Annotated in this window: 18 protein-coding genes; 11 read left to right on the top strand and 7 right to left on the bottom strand. The window is 40.4% G+C overall.

What is annotated here, in order from left to right; all coding sequences use genetic code 11:
• Positions 1-27 precede the first annotated feature (27 nt).
• Positions 28-663, bottom strand: a complete 636-nt coding sequence (locus tag WBW42_RS03025; RefSeq protein WP_032056353.1) for an FMN-binding negative transcriptional regulator — start codon at positions 661-663, stop codon at positions 28-30.
• Positions 664-778: 115 nt separating this feature from the next.
• Here WBW42_RS03025 and pdxR point away from each other — a divergent pair, with 115 nt between their 5' ends.
• Entirely contained in the window at positions 779-2269 is a 1491-nt protein-coding gene (gene pdxR / locus WBW42_RS03020; protein WP_045126436.1) for a MocR-like pyridoxine biosynthesis transcription factor PdxR, read from the top strand.
• Between the two features lie 7 nt (positions 2270-2276).
• Here the strand turns inward: pdxR and WBW42_RS03015 are convergent, their stop codons facing one another.
• Complete coding sequence (locus WBW42_RS03015; protein ID WP_032056355.1) at positions 2277-2966, bottom strand: LrgB family protein; 690 nt, start codon at positions 2964-2966, stop codon at positions 2277-2279.
• An 11-nt stretch (positions 2967-2977) separates the two neighbouring features.
• Complete coding sequence (locus WBW42_RS03010; protein ID WP_017386124.1) at positions 2978-3409, bottom strand: CidA/LrgA family protein; 432 nt, start codon at positions 3407-3409, stop codon at positions 2978-2980.
• Between the two features lie 110 nt (positions 3410-3519).
• On the opposite strand from WBW42_RS03010, the gene WBW42_RS03005 reads away from it, so the two are divergent.
• The 3 genes from WBW42_RS03005 to yghU all read left to right on the top strand — a co-directional run bounded on the left by WBW42_RS03005 (position 3520) and on the right by yghU (position 6047).
• Positions 3520-4425: a LysR family transcriptional regulator gene (locus WBW42_RS03005; RefSeq protein ID WP_017386123.1), complete on the top strand. Its 906-nt coding sequence runs from the start codon at positions 3520-3522 to the stop codon at positions 4423-4425.
• A 113-nt stretch (positions 4426-4538) separates the two neighbouring features.
• Entirely contained in the window at positions 4539-5165 is a 627-nt protein-coding gene (yfcF, locus tag WBW42_RS03000) for a glutathione transferase (protein WP_032056358.1), read from the top strand.
• Between the two features lie 33 nt (positions 5166-5198).
• Complete coding sequence (yghU, locus tag WBW42_RS02995; RefSeq protein WP_032070501.1) at positions 5199-6047, top strand: glutathione-dependent disulfide-bond oxidoreductase; 849 nt, start codon at positions 5199-5201, stop codon at positions 6045-6047.
• Between the two features lie 67 nt (positions 6048-6114).
• Here yghU and WBW42_RS02990 read toward each other — a convergent pair whose 3' ends face one another.
• The gene (locus WBW42_RS02990; RefSeq protein WP_032056361.1) at positions 6115-6522 is read right to left on the bottom strand and encodes a DUF2000 domain-containing protein; all 408 of its coding nucleotides are present in this window, start codon (positions 6520-6522) and stop codon (positions 6115-6117) included.
• A gap of 155 nt (positions 6523-6677) precedes the next feature.
• Between WBW42_RS02990 and WBW42_RS02985 the strand changes: the two genes are divergently transcribed.
• Positions 6678-7280: a LysE family translocator gene (locus WBW42_RS02985; RefSeq protein ID WP_032056363.1), complete on the top strand. Its 603-nt coding sequence runs from the start codon at positions 6678-6680 to the stop codon at positions 7278-7280.
• A 47-nt stretch (positions 7281-7327) separates the two neighbouring features.
• Here WBW42_RS02985 and WBW42_RS02980 read toward each other — a convergent pair whose 3' ends face one another.
• Together WBW42_RS02980 and WBW42_RS02975 are read right to left on the bottom strand one after the other, a co-directional pair.
• Complete coding sequence (locus WBW42_RS02980; RefSeq protein WP_032056365.1) at positions 7328-8146, bottom strand: AraC family transcriptional regulator; 819 nt, start codon at positions 8144-8146, stop codon at positions 7328-7330.
• Positions 8147-8206: 60 nt separating this feature from the next.
• Complete coding sequence (locus tag WBW42_RS02975; RefSeq protein WP_032056367.1) at positions 8207-9109, bottom strand: LysR family transcriptional regulator; 903 nt, start codon at positions 9107-9109, stop codon at positions 8207-8209.
• A gap of 125 nt (positions 9110-9234) precedes the next feature.
• Between WBW42_RS02975 and WBW42_RS02970 the strand changes: the two genes are divergently transcribed.
• The 5 genes from WBW42_RS02970 (at position 9235) to WBW42_RS02950 (ending at position 14788) form a co-directional block, all read left to right on the top strand.
• Positions 9235-9972: an SDR family oxidoreductase gene (locus WBW42_RS02970; RefSeq protein WP_163114366.1), complete on the top strand. Its 738-nt coding sequence runs from the start codon at positions 9235-9237 to the stop codon at positions 9970-9972.
• Between the two features lie 237 nt (positions 9973-10209).
• The gene (locus WBW42_RS02965) at positions 10210-10719 is read left to right on the top strand and encodes a rhodanese-like domain-containing protein (protein ID WP_000992245.1); all 510 of its coding nucleotides are present in this window, start codon (positions 10210-10212) and stop codon (positions 10717-10719) included.
• Between the two features lie 18 nt (positions 10720-10737).
• Positions 10738-11679, top strand: a complete 942-nt coding sequence (gene epsC / locus WBW42_RS02960) for a serine O-acetyltransferase EpsC (RefSeq protein WP_080776906.1) — start codon at positions 10738-10740, stop codon at positions 11677-11679.
• 240 nt (positions 11680-11919) lie between these two features.
• Positions 11920-12852, top strand: a complete 933-nt coding sequence (locus tag WBW42_RS02955) for a family 2A encapsulin nanocompartment shell protein (RefSeq protein ID WP_001107602.1) — start codon at positions 11920-11922, stop codon at positions 12850-12852.
• Positions 12827-14788 (top strand): family 2A encapsulin nanocompartment cargo protein cysteine desulfurase, encoded by a 1962-nt coding sequence (locus tag WBW42_RS02950; protein WP_032056375.1) that lies wholly within the window; start codon positions 12827-12829, stop codon positions 14786-14788. The genes WBW42_RS02955 and WBW42_RS02950 overlap by 26 nt, the downstream gene beginning before the upstream one ends.
• 603 nt (positions 14789-15391) lie before the next feature.
• On the opposite strand, the gene WBW42_RS02945 is transcribed toward WBW42_RS02950, so the two are convergent.
• The gene (locus WBW42_RS02945; RefSeq protein WP_032056377.1) at positions 15392-16030 is read right to left on the bottom strand and encodes a LysE family translocator; all 639 of its coding nucleotides are present in this window, start codon (positions 16028-16030) and stop codon (positions 15392-15394) included.
• A 91-nt stretch (positions 16031-16121) separates the two neighbouring features.
• Between WBW42_RS02945 and WBW42_RS02940 the strand changes: the two genes are divergently transcribed.
• Entirely contained in the window at positions 16122-17051 is a 930-nt protein-coding gene (locus WBW42_RS02940) for a LysR family transcriptional regulator (RefSeq protein WP_284105158.1), read from the top strand.
• Positions 17052-17055: the final 4 nt, after the last annotated feature.

The following is a 17055-nucleotide window of genomic DNA, read 5'->3' as shown; positions in this document are numbered from 1 at the left end:
TGATCTTAAGCTTTTATATTTTCAAAATTATTTATTTAACTCAGCCACACTATACATAGCGTCTGCTATGGTTTGATGACCAGATTTCGATAGGCCATCTGCCGCGCCTAAAATATCTCGGCGTTCTTTGTTTTGCCCAAGTTTTGATTTTCCTCGTAGCTTGGTAATTTCAATCTCAATACCTACAATGGCTTTTAACATCGGTTCAAGATAGTCCTTTGGTGCATCGGATATTTTCCATGGTTCAGGTTGAGATGCTTCATGAGTACGGGTTAAACGAGCCACAACCCCACGGACGTAACGTTCATCATCGCGAATCGTCACTTTGCCATAGGCATGCACAACCCTATAGTTCCATGTCGGTACTTGTCTATGCTGTTCATGTTTGGATGGGTACCAGTTTGGTGAAATATAAGCATCGCCTGCTTGAAACACGACGAGTACAACATCTCCATTTTTAATGTCCTGCCAGACAGGATTAACTCTAGAAACATGCGCATGTAGCAAACCCAATTCCCCTTCGCTTGCCTGTAATTCAAATGGGAGATGATTTGCATCTAAGCCATTACTTCCATGAGTAAAAAGCACACCAAACGGATGTTCAGTAATAAGAGAATGCAATATATCCAAACGGTTTTCTGCAAAATCATCGGGGATATACATGGCTCAAAACCTCACTGTAAAGATCAGGGTTATTTATATTTTGTGTTGTAAATTTTCTGGTTTCTGTGGTTTATTAAAAAGAACCACTTTGTATTTTTTTAAGTAGACCAGAATTATGGCAAGAATTGCAAAAGTTGTTGAACTTCCGTCTATTGCAAAGATTGATAAAAGCCAAGGAAAGATAAGTGCTCAACTGACCCAAGCTTTGCGAGAAGCTGTACAAAGTGGTGATTTACAGCCCGGCGATCCGTTGCCTTCTTCACGTGAACTGGCTCAAACACTTGGGGTCGCTCGCGGAACCATTATTGAAGCTTACGATCAGCTTTTAGCTGAAGGTGTGTTTGACTCTCAACCACGAACTGGTACTTATGTGTCTCATTCTTTGGTTAAAACATCTGTAATACAACATTCATCAAAAGAAAATAAACCTAACTCGATATCTTTGACCAAATCGGCACGTTCTTATGCCAAAGTGCTTGATGAATTTAAGCCACTTCCTCATGTTCCTTTTGCGGTATCTGTCCCCGTCGGTCGTACTCAACCGAGCGACATCTGGCGTAAATTTGGTAATAAATATAGATCACGAGGTACAGGTGCCCCTTCGGGTTATGGCGAACCTCAAGGCGTGTTATCACTAAGAGTCGCTATAGCAGACTATGTCCGACGGTCACGTTCTGTCCACTGCGAACCTGACCAAATTGTGATTACTCCCGGTATTCAGCAATCACTTTATATTTGTAGCCAGATTTTATTTGAAGCAAAAGATGAAGTCTGGATAGAAGATCCAGCTTATCGAGGTACAACAGCCATTTTTGAACATGCTGTACAGAACATTCACATGGTGCGTGTTCCTGTTGATGAAGAAGGTATTCAAGTTGAAACTGGAATTAAACTTTCTAAACATGCACGTGCTGCTTTTGTGACGCCGTCTCACCAATATCCACTTGGCATGCCAATGAGTCTAGCAAGGCGTACAGCTTTATTGGCTTGGGCAAAACAGCAAAATGCATGGATCATTGAAGATGACTATGACAGCGAACTCCGTTATAACGGTCAACCCTTCCCATCTTTACAAGGCATGGCACCCGACCAAGTCATTTATCTGGGTACTTTCAGCAAAGTACTATTTCCTTCCCTTAGACTTGGCTATGCAGTATTACCTAAAGAATTGGTAGCACCTTTTTGTGGGCTTAGAGTCTTAATTGATCGACATCCACCTGCAGCTGACCAGCACGTTTTGGCTGCTTTTATTCAAGAGGGTTATTTGGAACGACATATTCGACGTACTCGAAATGTCTATGCAGAAGTTCGAGAATACATTATTGGCTTGATTGAAAAATACATACCTCGAGAACTGGCTTGGTTACAGCCGGGCGATCAAGGCATGCATATGGTGTTATGGCTTGCTCAGCATATTAATGATATTGACGTTGCAAGTTCGGCAATCGATGCAGGCATTGCCATCAAAGCAATTTCACCGACATTTTCAAAAGAGCGGCAACGTTCGGGTTTAATTGTCGGCTTAGGCGATTTTGAACCCGAACTGATGCAACAAGCCATAAAAAAACTATCAAAGATTATTCAACAATATGACAAGCCGACTTAGACAAAACCTACAATAACAGCCATAGATGAATCGCAAATGGCCCAATCAGTACCATTAAAATACCTGCAATGACCATGGTTAAACTGGCAATCACACCTTCTTCGCTATTACGCTGCTGTGCTCTAACTGTACCAAAACCGTGGGCTGCATTGCCAAAGGCTGCTCCATTTGCCACATTAGAACGGATTTTAGTAATCGCTAAAATCGCATCGCCGCAAATCATACCGACCAAACCAGTAATGACCGTAAATAGTGAAACCAATGCTGCCGAACCATGAATATCTTCCGCTAAAATCATGGCAAATGGTGTTGAAATAGAACGGGCCATCAAACTATTGGTGACTTCAGGGCTAAAGTGGAACCACTGCGCCATCTCATAGGCTGACATCACACCTACACTCATCCCCACAATAATCGCAATCGAAAGGACTCCAAGATTTTTACGAATCGTTTCCCGATAACGATAAATCGGTATAGCGAAAGCAACCGTTGCTGGTCCTAATAAATTAACAATCCACTGCGTATCTTCTGAATAAGTTTGATATGAAATTCCAAAAATCGTCATCAAAATGATAGTGAGTACAGGCACACTAATCGCGGGTGACAACCAAAGTTTTGGATTTTTCTGATAGATTCGCTTTGCCACAACATAGGCTGCCAAAGTCCAGATCAGACAAAGAATTGACCAAATATTCATGTCATTTTCTCTTAGATATGCTTATGTTGAAGACGTTTTCGAGCCTGTAAATAAGCCTTTAAACGATTGTAGTAGTGAATCGTCAGACACGTACTGAGCATGACCGAAATAGTCCCAACCGCAATGCTCAACACAATTTGCCATCCTTCGGTCATAAACAAGGTTTTATACTGAACAACGGCGACTACAACAGGCACGAAAAACAGCAACAGTTCACCTAAAACAACAGTTGCTCCCACTGCCACCTGATCCATTTTGATAATTTTAAAGAACAGGCATAAAAGCAATAAAAACATACCTAAAATGCCTGCCGATACAGGCACACCAAGTTTTTGATGTAAGAGATATCCGACCCACCAAAATCCAGCCAAAATCAAAATTTGTTTAACTAAAACTAAAAGTGAAGGTTGTGTGGGTGTGCCAGAAGCAGATTCAGTACTCATTTTTCGAAATTAAATGGTTAACTACACTATTATGCTAGCTTGGTTAAAGCTGCTAAATATGAATTATTCATGTTAATATTATTCAAAAATGGAATAATTTATTCTTTATTATGCTTTCACTAAAATCATTACAGTGCTTCGTTACATTGGTCAAAACTAAAAGTTTTACCCGTACTGCTGAAGAGTTGTATCTGACTCAACCCACTATTAGTAAAATATTACAGCAGCTTGAAGAGCAACTTCAGGTACAGCTGTTAGTTAAACCTGATCATGGCCGTAAAAGACAAATTGAGTTAACCGAAATTGGAGAGCGCATTTATCAACATGCAATCGAGCTTCTTCAAGTAGAACAAAACATCTTTCTTGAAATTGAAAACTACCAACAATTAAAAACAGGGACTTTAAAACTTGGCGTTCCACCCTTAGGTTCACAGCTTTTAACGACTGCCCTATTTGATTATCATCAGCAATTACCAGATATTGAATTGGCTTTTATGGAAGTGGGTTCACGTGGTATTGAACAAGCCTTACTCAATAACGAGTTAGACGTTGGCGTTTTATTGCAGCCCTTTGATACGCAAATTTTCAATAGCATTGAGCTGTGTAACTACCCTTTAATGGTTCTTTTACGTCGGGATGCGACTTGGGCAACACGCAAAAAAATAAATCTAGAAGAGCTACAACACCAATCGTTTTTAATGTTTCCTGAAAATTTCTCTTTAAACAGTATTATTCTCGATGCCTGTAAGCAGCATGGTTTTTACCCAACCATTGCTTGCCGTACCAGCCAATGGCACCTCTTGGCAGATATGGTGCTACAACGTATGGGGATTGCACTTCTCCCGCAGTATTATACCGACATGCTTGACCCTAGTTTATTTGCAGCAGTACCGCTTGAAAAACCAAATATTCAGTGGCATTTAGTCATGGCTTGGAAAAAGAATCTTCCTGTTTCACCAGCAGTACAAGCTTGGCTTAGCATTGTCCGTCAACATTTTCAGCACATTAAGCCCTAACGTTGAAATGGCTTAATTCAAAAACCGATAAAGCTTTTCCACAAAAAAGCTACCCAATCTTGGATCAGCTCACTTAGACTAGATCCGATTGTTTTATGACATGGACAATAACAATGAATAATGAACATTTTAAGCTGTACACAGATTCACAATTTCTAAGCCCCTATGCGTTTACAGTTTTTGTAGGACTACATGAAAAGCAAATTCCATTTGAAATTGCGACCATCAACTTAGGCCAGCAAGGCCAGTTTGAAAAATCTTATGTCGCAAAGTCATTAACTGCCAAAGTGCCTGTACTTGAGCACAATCATTTTGCATTATCAGAATCATCTGCCATTTTGGAATATCTTGAAGAGCTTTATCCAAACACATCTATTTATCCAAAAGATATTCAAGCACGCGCAAGAGCAAGACAAATTCAGGCATGGCTCCGATCAGACTTAGTTGCACTAAGAACTGAGCGTCCAACCGATGTTATTTTTTTTCAGCCCAAGTCCACTCCACTTTCAGAAGAAGGCAAAAAAGCTGCGGAGAAACTTTTCTTTGTTGCAGAAAAACTTCTTGCGTCTGATGCCGAATTTCTTTTTGGTTCATGGAGCATTGTGGATGCTGAACTTGCCCTAATGCTGCAACGCCTTATTCAAAATGGTGATGCTGTACCAGAACGTTTAAAAAACTATGCATTACAGCAATGGCAAAGACCGACCGTACAAAAATGGCTTGCCTTGCGACATAAATAAATTCTTATATTTACACCAAACATGAGATAAAAAATGAGTGATTCAAACTATATTCCTCCACAAGTTTGGCAACGGACTGGAGAAAAAACCGATTTAAACCAACCTACCTCAGGTGCACGTTACGAGCATACACTTCCAGTAGGGAAACATCCGCTCCAGCTCTATTCTTTAGCAACGCCTAATGGTCAAAAAGTCACTATTTTATTAGAAGAGCTTTTAGCTCTAGGACACCAAGATGCTGAATATGATGCATGGCTGATTAAAATCGGTGAAGGACAGCAATTTGGTAGTGGCTTTGTAGAAATTAATCCCAACTCTAAAATTCCAGCATTGGTTGACCATAGCCAAAACCCGCCATTAAGAGTATTTGAGTCTGGCTCAATTTTGCTTTATTTAGCTGAAAAATTTAAGGCTTTCATTCCAACTGATATTGCTGCACGTACTGAATGCCTTAATTGGTTATTTTGGCAAATGGGCAGCGCGCCTTACCTAGGTGGTGGTTTTGGGCATTTTTATGCTTATGCCCCTGTTAAAATTGAATATGCGATTAACCGCTTTGCAATGGAAACAAAACGCTTACTTGATGTATTAGATCAGCATCTGGCAAAAAACGAATATTTGGCGGGTTCTGAATATAGCATCGCTGATATTGCAGCATTCCCTTGGTATGGCGGTCTTGTTAAAAACTGGGTATATAACGGCGCGGAGTTTTTAGGTGTCGATCAATATAAAAATGTTCAACGTTGGGCAGATGCGATTTTAGCGCGTCCTGCGGTTCAACGCGGGCGTATGGTCAACCGTACTTTTGGTGATTTAGCTACGCAGTTGCATGAACGCCATGATGCGAGTGATTTTGAGACCAAGACTCAAGATAAAGTTTAATCATCATTTTTAAATAAAACCCACTTTTGCCCAAAAAGTGGGTTTTATCATTCTTCCAATAAAAATCTTATTGATGCAAAGAAAGTCCCTTAATAGCCTTATCAACTGCCTTTTTAGGTCCTCTTAACGCTACTCCGACCAAATTTAATTGATTCGCATCTTCGGCCAAAAATACAGCTCGATTATCCTCATCATTGCCTGTAGAAAACATGGCATGTACATAGGGAATTATCGTTAAATCTTGCTCTATTCCTTTGCGATGTGCTTTTTGTAGACCAGATAAATCCCCCTCAAATACCAACATCGGTTGCCCTAGCATGTTGCCATACTCATAGCCATTTGTATCGACATAAGGTTTCCCCAACATTTCAGGTGCAGCAGAGGCAATCCCCGTTGCCAAAAAAGCCACCACATTTAATCTCTGCCACGTCGCAAGATCATTACGGACAATCAGCGCAATTTTTGTATCAAACATAAATCTCTTTCCTGAATCATTTATTTTAGACCGCTCATCATGACTCATCCGGATTTTTCTCGTCTTGTACGTTTGTGCAAGAGCCATCACAAACGTACAAGACCCTAAATTTACGAGCCACTATGCTGGGTTGTTTTTGTTTCAGTAGATACGTTATGGAAATCTTTTTTTATACCTTGAGTGTGATGTATAGCCCCGGTCCAGTAAATTTTATGGGGCTAAATGCTGGGCTTACCGGACAATTCAAAAAAACGATTTATTTTTTTATGGGCGTCGGTTGTGCAATGCTGATGTTATTCATGATTTTTGGATATCTTGGGGCTGCAATCATTCCACAAAATGCCTTGCACTATATTGCGTTATTCGGTGCGCTTTATACATTTTATCTTTCATACCAAATGTTAAAGTCAGATATTGATATTAGTGACGAAGCCACTGAAGTTCAGGTGCTTTCGTTCTGGAATGGTTTTTGGATACAAGCTTTAAACCCCAAAGGGATTTTAGTCATTTTGCCTGTTACAACCATTATGTATCCCACAGCACATATCATTGGTGTACAAATATTCTTCGTATCATTACTCATTTCATTGGGTGCCGCAGGCGCGCCCTGCCTTTACTCTTGGGCAGGTGCAGTATTAGGTAAAAGAATCAAAAATAAAATCTGGTTTAATCGTATAAACCAAGCCATGGGAATGATGTTGATCATTTCCGGCATATTTATGCTTTATGATTTTTTGAAAGGCATGAACCTAATTTAAGATAAAGTCTATGTCAGCCTAAACAGGCTGGCTTTTAAATAACTTGCTTAAGAAGAGAGTTTATTGATCATCCGCCATCGGGCTGGAGTCAATCCAAATGCTTTTAGAAAATGACGTGTCATGTGGCTTTGATCAAAAAATCCTGCAATCAATGAAGCTTGAGTTAAGGACTCTCCATACATCAAACAGGACTTCACAACTTCCAACCTACGCATAGTCATATATCGATGTGGACTTGTACCAAACAGTAGTCGAAAATCACGTGAAAGACTCCAGCGGTCTCGTCCCACATTTTTTTCAATATCATCTAAAGAGATATTTTCATATAAAGAGGCATGTATAAACTCTCTAGCGCGCTCCGCTGCGACATAGTCATAAGCATGTGAGGTGCGCTGATGATTACCAGAAATTTCGTAAAGTGTGGTTGCCAGATCATATAAAGCATCTTGTTTTTCTAAAGGATCAATATGCTGGTCCATCCCTTGTAATAGAACATCAGTTGCTTTAAATAATCGAGGATCCTGACTCAACCCATTCTCAAAAAATGGTAAAGGTTTACCCTTCATAATTTCCTGTAGTGTTGCAGGTTCTACGTACACCATCCGATATCTAAAACCGTCTCGACTACCTGACTCGCCATCATGTTTTTCATCAGGATGCAAAACCATCGTCATACCTGGCAAGCTATGTTTCATCTCTCCACGATAATGAAAGCTTTGAACACCTGTTAATGTTCGACCAATTGCAAAAGTATCGTGGCGATGCGACTCATAAGCATGATCGGTAAAAAAGGCTTCAATTCGTTCGAGACTGTTAGGGTCAGAATTTCTGACGATCCAATCATTTGCATTAGGTAATTCAATCACATATTCACCAGAATTTTATATGTGCTAGAGAGCATTCTACCTATACGTTATACGCTATGGTTATTTTGAAAAATACCCCGTATATAACTCACTCAGCCAAGCAACAAAAACTCGTACGCGTGGCGAGAGCTGCCGATGCTGTGGATATAAAGCAGAAACTGACATCTTCGGGATTTCCCACTCACATAAAACCTCAACCAGTCGCCCATTTTTTAATTCATTTGCCACATGGTAGCGCGGGACCTGAATTAAACCTGCCCCACGTAAAGCAGATAATACATAGTTTTCAGCATCATTTACCGCGATCCAGCTTTTCAAAAAATAATCTTGTTTTTTGCCATTCACCATTAATTCAAATGGATAATTCCGTCCGCCTGATGTCGAGAAGAAATTAACACAATAATGTGATAACAAATCCTCTGGTTGCTGTGGCATTCCATGTTTATTTAAATAGTCAGGACTTGCACAAATCACTTGTGGCATATCGACCAAATGTCTAGCAATTAAAGTGGAATCATCCAAACGCCCCGCTCGCACCACGCAGTCTATCCCTTCCCTAATCAGATCAACCAAGCGATCACCCGTACTGATTACCAGTTCAATATCGGGATATAACTCGTGAAATTGGTCGATACTGGGTAAAACAATTTTAGTCGCATGTGCGCCTGATAAATCGACTCGTAATAAACCACGGGGCTGAGCAATTACATTACGTAAAGACGATTCTGCATCATCAAGTTCCGATAATATTTGTGTGCAGCGTTCATAAAATGCTTGTCCATCTAGTGATGGTCTTACATGCCGAGTCGTCCGTTCTAGCAAACGGCACTGTAAATTACTCTCTAACTCCTTAATGGCATTACTTGCAGTAGCACGTGGGATATTTAGCTGATCGGCTGCCTGACTAAAACTACCCAGCTCTACGATGCGGGTAAAAAGTTGCAAGGTATCAAATTTGTCCATGGTGCTCGCATTTAACCCTATCCATTATTAATGTATATGGAATTATCTTATCCAATTCTGAAGATTTATCCCATATTTCTATATTATTAAAATAAGCCATACTTACTCAAACAGGCAATCTAAAAATGAATATTTCAAGAAAAATAGCTCTGGTTACTGGTGCATCACGTGGTATTGGCCGTGCTATTGCAGAACATTTAGCTCAAGATGGTTTTTATGTGATTGTTAACTATGCTGGCAATAAAGTGCATGCCCAAGCCACTGTAGAACATATTATTGAGCAAGGTGGTCAAGCCTCAGCTATTCAAGCGGACGTTGCAAATGAACATGAGGTGAGCCGTTTATTTCAAGAAGCAAAAGCGATTAATGGTCAAGTAGATGTGGTAGTTCATAGTGCTGGTATTATGCCTATGGCAAAAATTACACCTGAAAACCTGCCAGATTTCGACAAAGTAATTCATACCAATTTACGTGGTGCGTTTTTAATATTGGCGCATGCGGACGAAACAGTGCCAGATGGTGGTCGGATTATTGCGCTTTCAACTAGTGTAATTGCCAAATCTTTTCCGGCATATGGTCCTTATATTGCTTCAAAAGCAGGTGTCGAAGGTTTGGTACATGTGTTAGCAAATGAGTTACGTGGGCGCAATATTACCGTAAATGCCGTTGCACCCGGCCCGACAGGCACTGACCTTTTTTACAATGGAAAAAATGAAGAGCAAGTAGCGGCTATTGCAAAACTTGCTCCATTGGAACGAATCGGAACACCTGACGAAATTGCTGACGTAGTTGCCATGCTAGCTGGTCCAGATGGACGTTGGGTAAATTCACAAGTCATTCGAGTAAATGGTGGATTTGCTTAATTTTTAAAACCGTGTGGATTATTTTAATTCTCACGGTTTTTACTAAATAATAAAATTTCTTAAATCTATTTTATTTTAATAACTTTATAAGATTAACTAATACTAATTTATATAAAATATTCACCGCTCTTATTTATCAAAATAATATATATAAATAGATATTCCTTATTTTTGCTTATATTTAAAACCGCGTAAATTGAACCTTAACAATCTGAATCAAAGATAAGGATATATTCAATGAACGCTAAATTAAATACTGAAACTCCGCAAAGTTTTATCTCAAATGGTTCAAATACGTCCTTTTCAGCCGAAGATATCCTTGCTAAAGCACAGCAATATGCACAAGAACACGAATTAAATTTTAGTGGCAGTTTATCACCTGTTGATGCATGGCAGCTCGTACAACAAGGCGAAGCTGTTTTAGTTGATGTACGTACCAATGAAGAACGTAAATTTGTGGGTTATGTCCCTGAAAGTGTTCATGTCGCTTGGGCAACAGGCACATCGTTTAACCGTAATCCACGCTTTTTAAAAGAACTTGAATCAAAAGTTGGCAAAGACAAAACCATTCTTTTGTTATGTCGTAGTGGCAACCGTTCAGCACAGGCAGCAGAAGCCGCATTTAATGCAGGTTTTGAGCACATTTATAACGTTCTTGAAGGCTTCGAAGGCGACCTAAATGATCAGCAACAGCGTAATCAGAAAAATGGCTGGCGCATCCACCAACTTCCTTGGCAACAAGACTAATACTTCAATCAATTTTCAGTGAATCAAGGAAAGCTTGTGACTCAATGGAACATTAATGCGGTTGTACAAGGTTTACAACAAGCAAGGCATGACTGGCGTCAGCAACAGCACAGAACAAAAGAATTTGGAGGCCGTGAACTTCCATCTAAAGAAGCTTTAAAAGTCATTTTAGATGACTTGTGTGGAATTTTATTTCCAATGCGTTTAGGCCCTGCTGACTTACGTCAAGAAACTGAAGATTCTTATATTGCCTATACTTTAAATCGGGTGCTGACAGCTTTACATGCTCAAGTACAACTGGCTTTAAATTATGAAGCGAAACGACATTTGAGTCATTCAAGCCCAGTGCAGCAGCCACAAGAACTTGCTCAAACTATTGTGCAGGATTTTGCCAACACTTTGCCCTCTATACGGCGCCTTTTAGACGGCGATGTGCGTGCTGCTTATGAAGGCGATCCGGCGGCACATAGTGTGGATGAAGTATTACTTTGCTATCCGGGCATATTTGCGATTATTTATCACCGAATTGCGCATCAACTGTATGCCCAAGTGCCTTTATTGTCGCGCATTATTTCCGAGTTGGCCCACTCTACAACAGGCATTGATATTCATCCGGGTGCGCAAATCGGCAAAGGATTTTTCATTGATCATGGTACGGGTGTGGTGATTGGTGAGACTTGTGTGATTGGAGAACGCGTTCGTATTTATCAGGCCGTGACCCTTGGAGCAAAACGCTTTGAAACCAATGATGATGGTGGTTTGAAAAAAGATTATATACGCCATCCGATTGTTGAAGATGATGTCGTGATTTATGCAGGTGCCACTATTTTAGGCCGTATTACCATTGGTCGAGGGTCAATTATTGGGGGGAATGTTTGGCTAACCCATAGTGTGGCCGCAGGTAGCCAGATTTTACAGTCACCGAATGAGTCTTATCAAAAAAATCATATTGCCGGTTAAAAACTATAGATGTGAAATAAATAGATAAGGAGATAAATAAACAAAGAACGTGCAGATTAATAAAATGCTTATTTCTAGTTTAAATATATTTTTATTTAGAAAATAGATAACTCATTAATAAGCTCAGTATTTAAAAAATTTATAACGCGATTTTAATTTTAAAACCAGAACTAATTCTAGTTTATATGCATCCTAGAATTTTTATTTTCAAAAAGCCAATGTAATAAGGAAAAATGATTCATGGCGAAAAATACAGATAAAGCCCAACTTGCACTTGGGGACCACGCAGCTCGCCAACTGGCCAATGCAACCAAGACAGCTCCCCAACTTTCTACAATTACTCCCCGATGGCTGACTCATTTACTGCAATGGCTTCCTGTTGAAGCAGGTATCTATCGCCTAAACCGTGTCAATAATACCGATGATATTCAGGTGGCTTGTACACAACGTGATGAAGCAACTTTACCGCAAACTTTTGTCGATTATGATCCAGAACCGCGTGAATACTTTTTAAATGGTGTATCTACAGTTTTAGATGTGCATACACGTGTAGCCGACCTTTACAGCAGCCCACACGACCAAATTAAAGAACAGCTTCGCTTAACCATTGAAACCATTAAAGAACGTCAAGAAAGTGAGCTCATCAATAACCCTGAATATGGTTTACTGGCAAGTGTGACAGATGACCAACGTATTTCGACCTTAAATGGCCCACCTACTCCAGATGATCTTGATGATTTGCTACGTAAAGTCTGGAAAGAACCGGGATTTTTCCTAGCACACCCTGATGCGATTGCAGCATTTGGACGTGAATGTACACGCCGTGGTGTACCGCCTCCAACGGTTAGTCTGTTCGGTTCGCAATTCATTACATGGCGCGGTATTCCACTCATTCCATCAAATAAAATTCCTGTAGAAGATGGCAAAACTAAAATCTTGCTGCTTCGTGTAGGTGAAAAGCGTCAAGGCATTGTTGGTTTATTCCAACCGGGTCTTGCTGGTGAACAGTCACCAGGGCTTTCAGTACGCTTTATGGGAATCAACCGTAACGCGATTGCGTCGTATCTAATCTCGTTATATTGCTCACTTGCAGTACTCACTGATGATGCGTTGGCAGTATTAGATGATGTGGAGGTGGACAAATATCATGACTACCCAGTTAACTACAAGTAATCTGCAAGGTAGTCCAACGGGGCCTGAAGTGACTGGTGTTAATCCACCAGCCAACTTCCCTGATGAGTCCACCATTGCTCGTCTTGCTAATGAGTTTTTTTCAGCATTACCAAGCTCAAGCAGTTCAGCTTCACCATCGGGCCTTAACTTGGACTTACCTGTCGGAGCGCCACCGCACCCTCCACAACCGGGTGAACCATTCTCTGCTCTCAGTGGTCGTGCGCCCAATATCGCCTTTCAGAAAAGTCTTAATCCAGAATATCCTGAGCATATTCCAAATTTGCCAGACTACCCTGAACGCCGAATTGTAGCGTCTGCGCCTGTGGTTGGTGGAGCTAATTTGCCACGCCCACCATTTGAACCACATTTGCCACAAGCTGCTCATAGTGAACCCAATGTGCCACGCATTGCACCCAGCTTACCCACTGGTGCAGGTGAATCACCTTATTATTTTTTAAATGATTTTTCTGCTCCCAATACAGCAGAACCGTCTGTTAAAGGTGTTGAAGATAATTATTCAGTTGTACAGTCTTTTCAATTGCCACATGGTGACCAGCTGAAATCATTGCTGACGGAAGATCGTTTTGTAACAAACACGCCTCTCCAAAGTTCGGCAAGCTCTGCATTTTATTTTTTAGACTTGCCTCAAACTGGACAAAGTTATAGTCACTATCAACCATCGCAACCCACCTTTGTAGCAAGCAGTGCTCAACCACTCGATGTACATGCCATACGTCGCGATTTTCCAATTTTACAGGAACGCGTCAATGGTCGACCTCTAGTTTGGTTGGATAATGCTGCCACCACACAAAAACCGCAGCGTGTGATTGACCGGATTGCTTATTTTTATCAGCATGAAAATTCAAATATTCACCGTGCTGCACATGAGTTAGCGGCTCGTGCAACTGATGCCTATGAGCATGCAAGAAATGTAGTTGCCCGATTTATTGGTGCACCCTCTTCTAAAGAAATTATCTTTGTTCGAGGAACAACCGAAGGGATTAACCTGATTGCAAAAACATGGGGCGAGCAAAATATTGGTGAAGGTGATGAAATTATCGTTTCTCACTTAGAACACCATGCCAATATTGTACCTTGGTATCAACTCAGTAAAAAAACTGGAGCTAAATTAAGAGTCATTCCTGTGGATGACACGGGCCAGATTATTTTAGAAGAGTTGCCAAAACTGATTAATGAGCGCACTAAACTGCTGTCAATTACTCAAGTTTCGAATGCTTTAGGCACAGTTACACCTGTTGCTGAAGTCATTAAAATTGCCCATGCCAAAGGTGTACGTGTTTTAGTTGACGGCGCGCAATCTGTTTCGCACATCCCTACCGATGTACAAGCTCTCGATGCAGACTTTTTTGTATTTTCTGGACATAAAGTATTTGGTCCAACGGGTATTGGTGTGGTCTATGCAAAACCAGAACTACTTGAAAGCATGCCTGTTTGGGAAGGCGGTGGCAACATGATTCAAGATGTGACCTTCGAACAAGTAGTTTACCAACCTGCACCAAACAAGTTTGAAGCTGGAACTGGAAACATTGCCGATGCCGTTGGTCTAGGCGCTGCACTTGAATATGTCGAAAGTCTAGGTATTCATAACATTGCTCGCTATGAACATGATCTACTCGAATATGGTCAAAATGCGCTGAGTAGTGTGTCAGGTTTGCGTTTGATTGGAACTGCACATCATAAAGCCAGTGTTATGTCCTTTACTTTACAAGGCTATTCAACTGAACAAGTCGGTAAAGCTTTAAATCAACATGGTATTGCCGTACGTTCAGGTCATCACTGTGCTCAGCCGATTTTACGTCGCTTTGGCGTCGAACAGACCGTGCGTCCGTCTTTGGCTTTTTATAATACGACGGAAGAAATTGATTTATTGGTGTCGGTATTACATCAACTGACGCGTAATCGACGTACGAGTTAAATTTATTTTTGCAAAAAGGACTGCTTTCGAGCGGTCTTTTTTTATGGATTCTTTATTGAAGCTACTTGAGCTCAAAAGTTATATATGAAGTAACAAGTCAAAGTAGCTATCACAGAGGAGTCTTATTATTTTAAATTCAATTTCTGAATTAGCCTTCGGCTAGACTTACTTTGGTTTCGCCCAAAGTAAGCAAAAGCATTTTCATCTGCAAAACCTGTCTTCTTCTTATATCTAATCGATATATCGCAGAAACATAAACTATTTAATACCACGCAGGTTGCAGATGATTTTAGCTCGAATTAAGAGTCATCAATAGTTCGGACAACTCAAAGTAGCTATCACCTCAGAGTCTTGTTATTTTAATTTCGATTTCTGAATTAGCCTTCGGCTCGTGCTAAGAGTCATCTACAGCCTGCCCATAATTTATAAAAATAATGTTTTTGCAACATTTTTTGATAGATGAAAACAGTGAACAGGTTCTGTAGATGACAAAGTTTTTTGGTTACTTTTTCCAAAAAAAGTAACAGAATTAGCTACTTTATTATGACGTATAAACGGTAAGACTCCGTCGTGCTACCCCATCCACTTATAAATACAACCAACTTAAACAAACAAACTCCAAATCAATCTCAATGCAATTCCAATCAACAACACCCCCATCACCCGCTCAAAATAAACCCCAAACTCCAAAAATCTTTTACGTACGATAGGCTGTGCAAACAGTACGCTCACCACCATAAACCAGATGGCATTGACCATACACATCCACACACCATAAAAAACCTGAACTTTCATTGGTGTGGTTGTACTTACAATCGTTGTAAAAATTGCCAGAAAAAAGATAGTGGCTTTTGGGTTTAATGCATTGGTAAGAAAACCCATAGTAAAAGCTTTAAATAAACTTGGCGTATCACCGTTTGCTTGGCCATTAATTTCAATATTAGTATTCGGCTGGCTACGTAAACACTGCCATCCTAAATAAATCAAATAAGCTGCCCCTGCTGTTCTGATCAGTGACATGAGCCATTCACTTTGCTGAATCAAAAAGCCAATACCAACAAGTGTATAAAACACATGCACTGAAATCCCGACACCAATACCAATTGCCGTTAGACATCCAATTAAGTAGCCATAACGTACACTTTGCCTTACCGTAATCACAAAATCTGGTCCTGGTAAAATCACCGCCATAAAGTGAATAAGAGCTAGCGTTAAAAACTCATGCCCATACAACTGCCACATAACAATTTAGTTTCCTGAAAATCACTTAAACGATTGTATTGCGTTTTTTTAGACGCGATAATCCAATTAAAATCCAAATAACTTTTGCCTCATGAGCACAAATCAAAGTCTGGTTCTGTTAAATGAAATGGCGACTTTCGTGAAGGTTGTCGAGTCGGAAAGCTTTTCTGAAACTGCAAGGCAACTTGGTACTACACCTTCAGCTATCAGCCGCGCGATTGCCCGTTTAGAACGTGCTTTAGGCACCCGCTTACTCTATCGGACTACACGAAAACTTCGTTTAAGTGAAAGTGGACAACAGGTTTATCAACGTTGTTTAGATATGGTGAATGCGGCACAAGCAGTCATGGAAAGTTCGGGTCAATTTCATGTTGAACCCGAAGGTATTATTCGCATGAGTGTTCCGAAAGCTGTGGGGCATTTTATGATTCATCCGCATTTACCCGAGTTTTTAGAACGCTACCCGAAAATTGATATACAAATGCTTTTAGAAGATCGCTATGTAGACCTGATTGATGATGGAGTAGATTTAGCACTTCGAATTACAGAGCAACCACCGGGTGGCCTTATGGGTCGAAAGCTGATTGATATTGATCACTTGGTTTGTTCTACACCTGAATATTTGTCCAAGCACGGTACACCGAACCACCCTCATGATTTAAAGCAGCATGAATGTATTTACTTGGGCGAACAAGCCAGTGACTCAAAATGGAAATTTCAGCAAGGAAACAAATCGATCAGTGTGGCTGTGCGTGGGCGTTATGCAGCAAACCATACAGGTGTGCGTTTGAGTGCGGCATTACAGCATTTAGGTATTGCGAGCTTACCTTACTTCGTTGCACGCCATGCTCTACAACAAGGTACCTTAGTTCAGGTTTTACCAGATTGGTATTTTAAAACCTATTACAGTGGTGGGCTGTGGTTACTTTATCCACCGACAAGGCATGTCCCGCCTAAATTAAGTGTATTGATTCAATATTTGGCAGATAAATTAGCAGCAGAACCGACTTTAAAAATCTAGTCGG

This window comes from Acinetobacter sp. LT1, from assembly GCF_059800965.1.
Note: the sequence above shows the minus strand (reverse complement) of the source record. Positions and strands in the feature narration are given on the sequence as shown.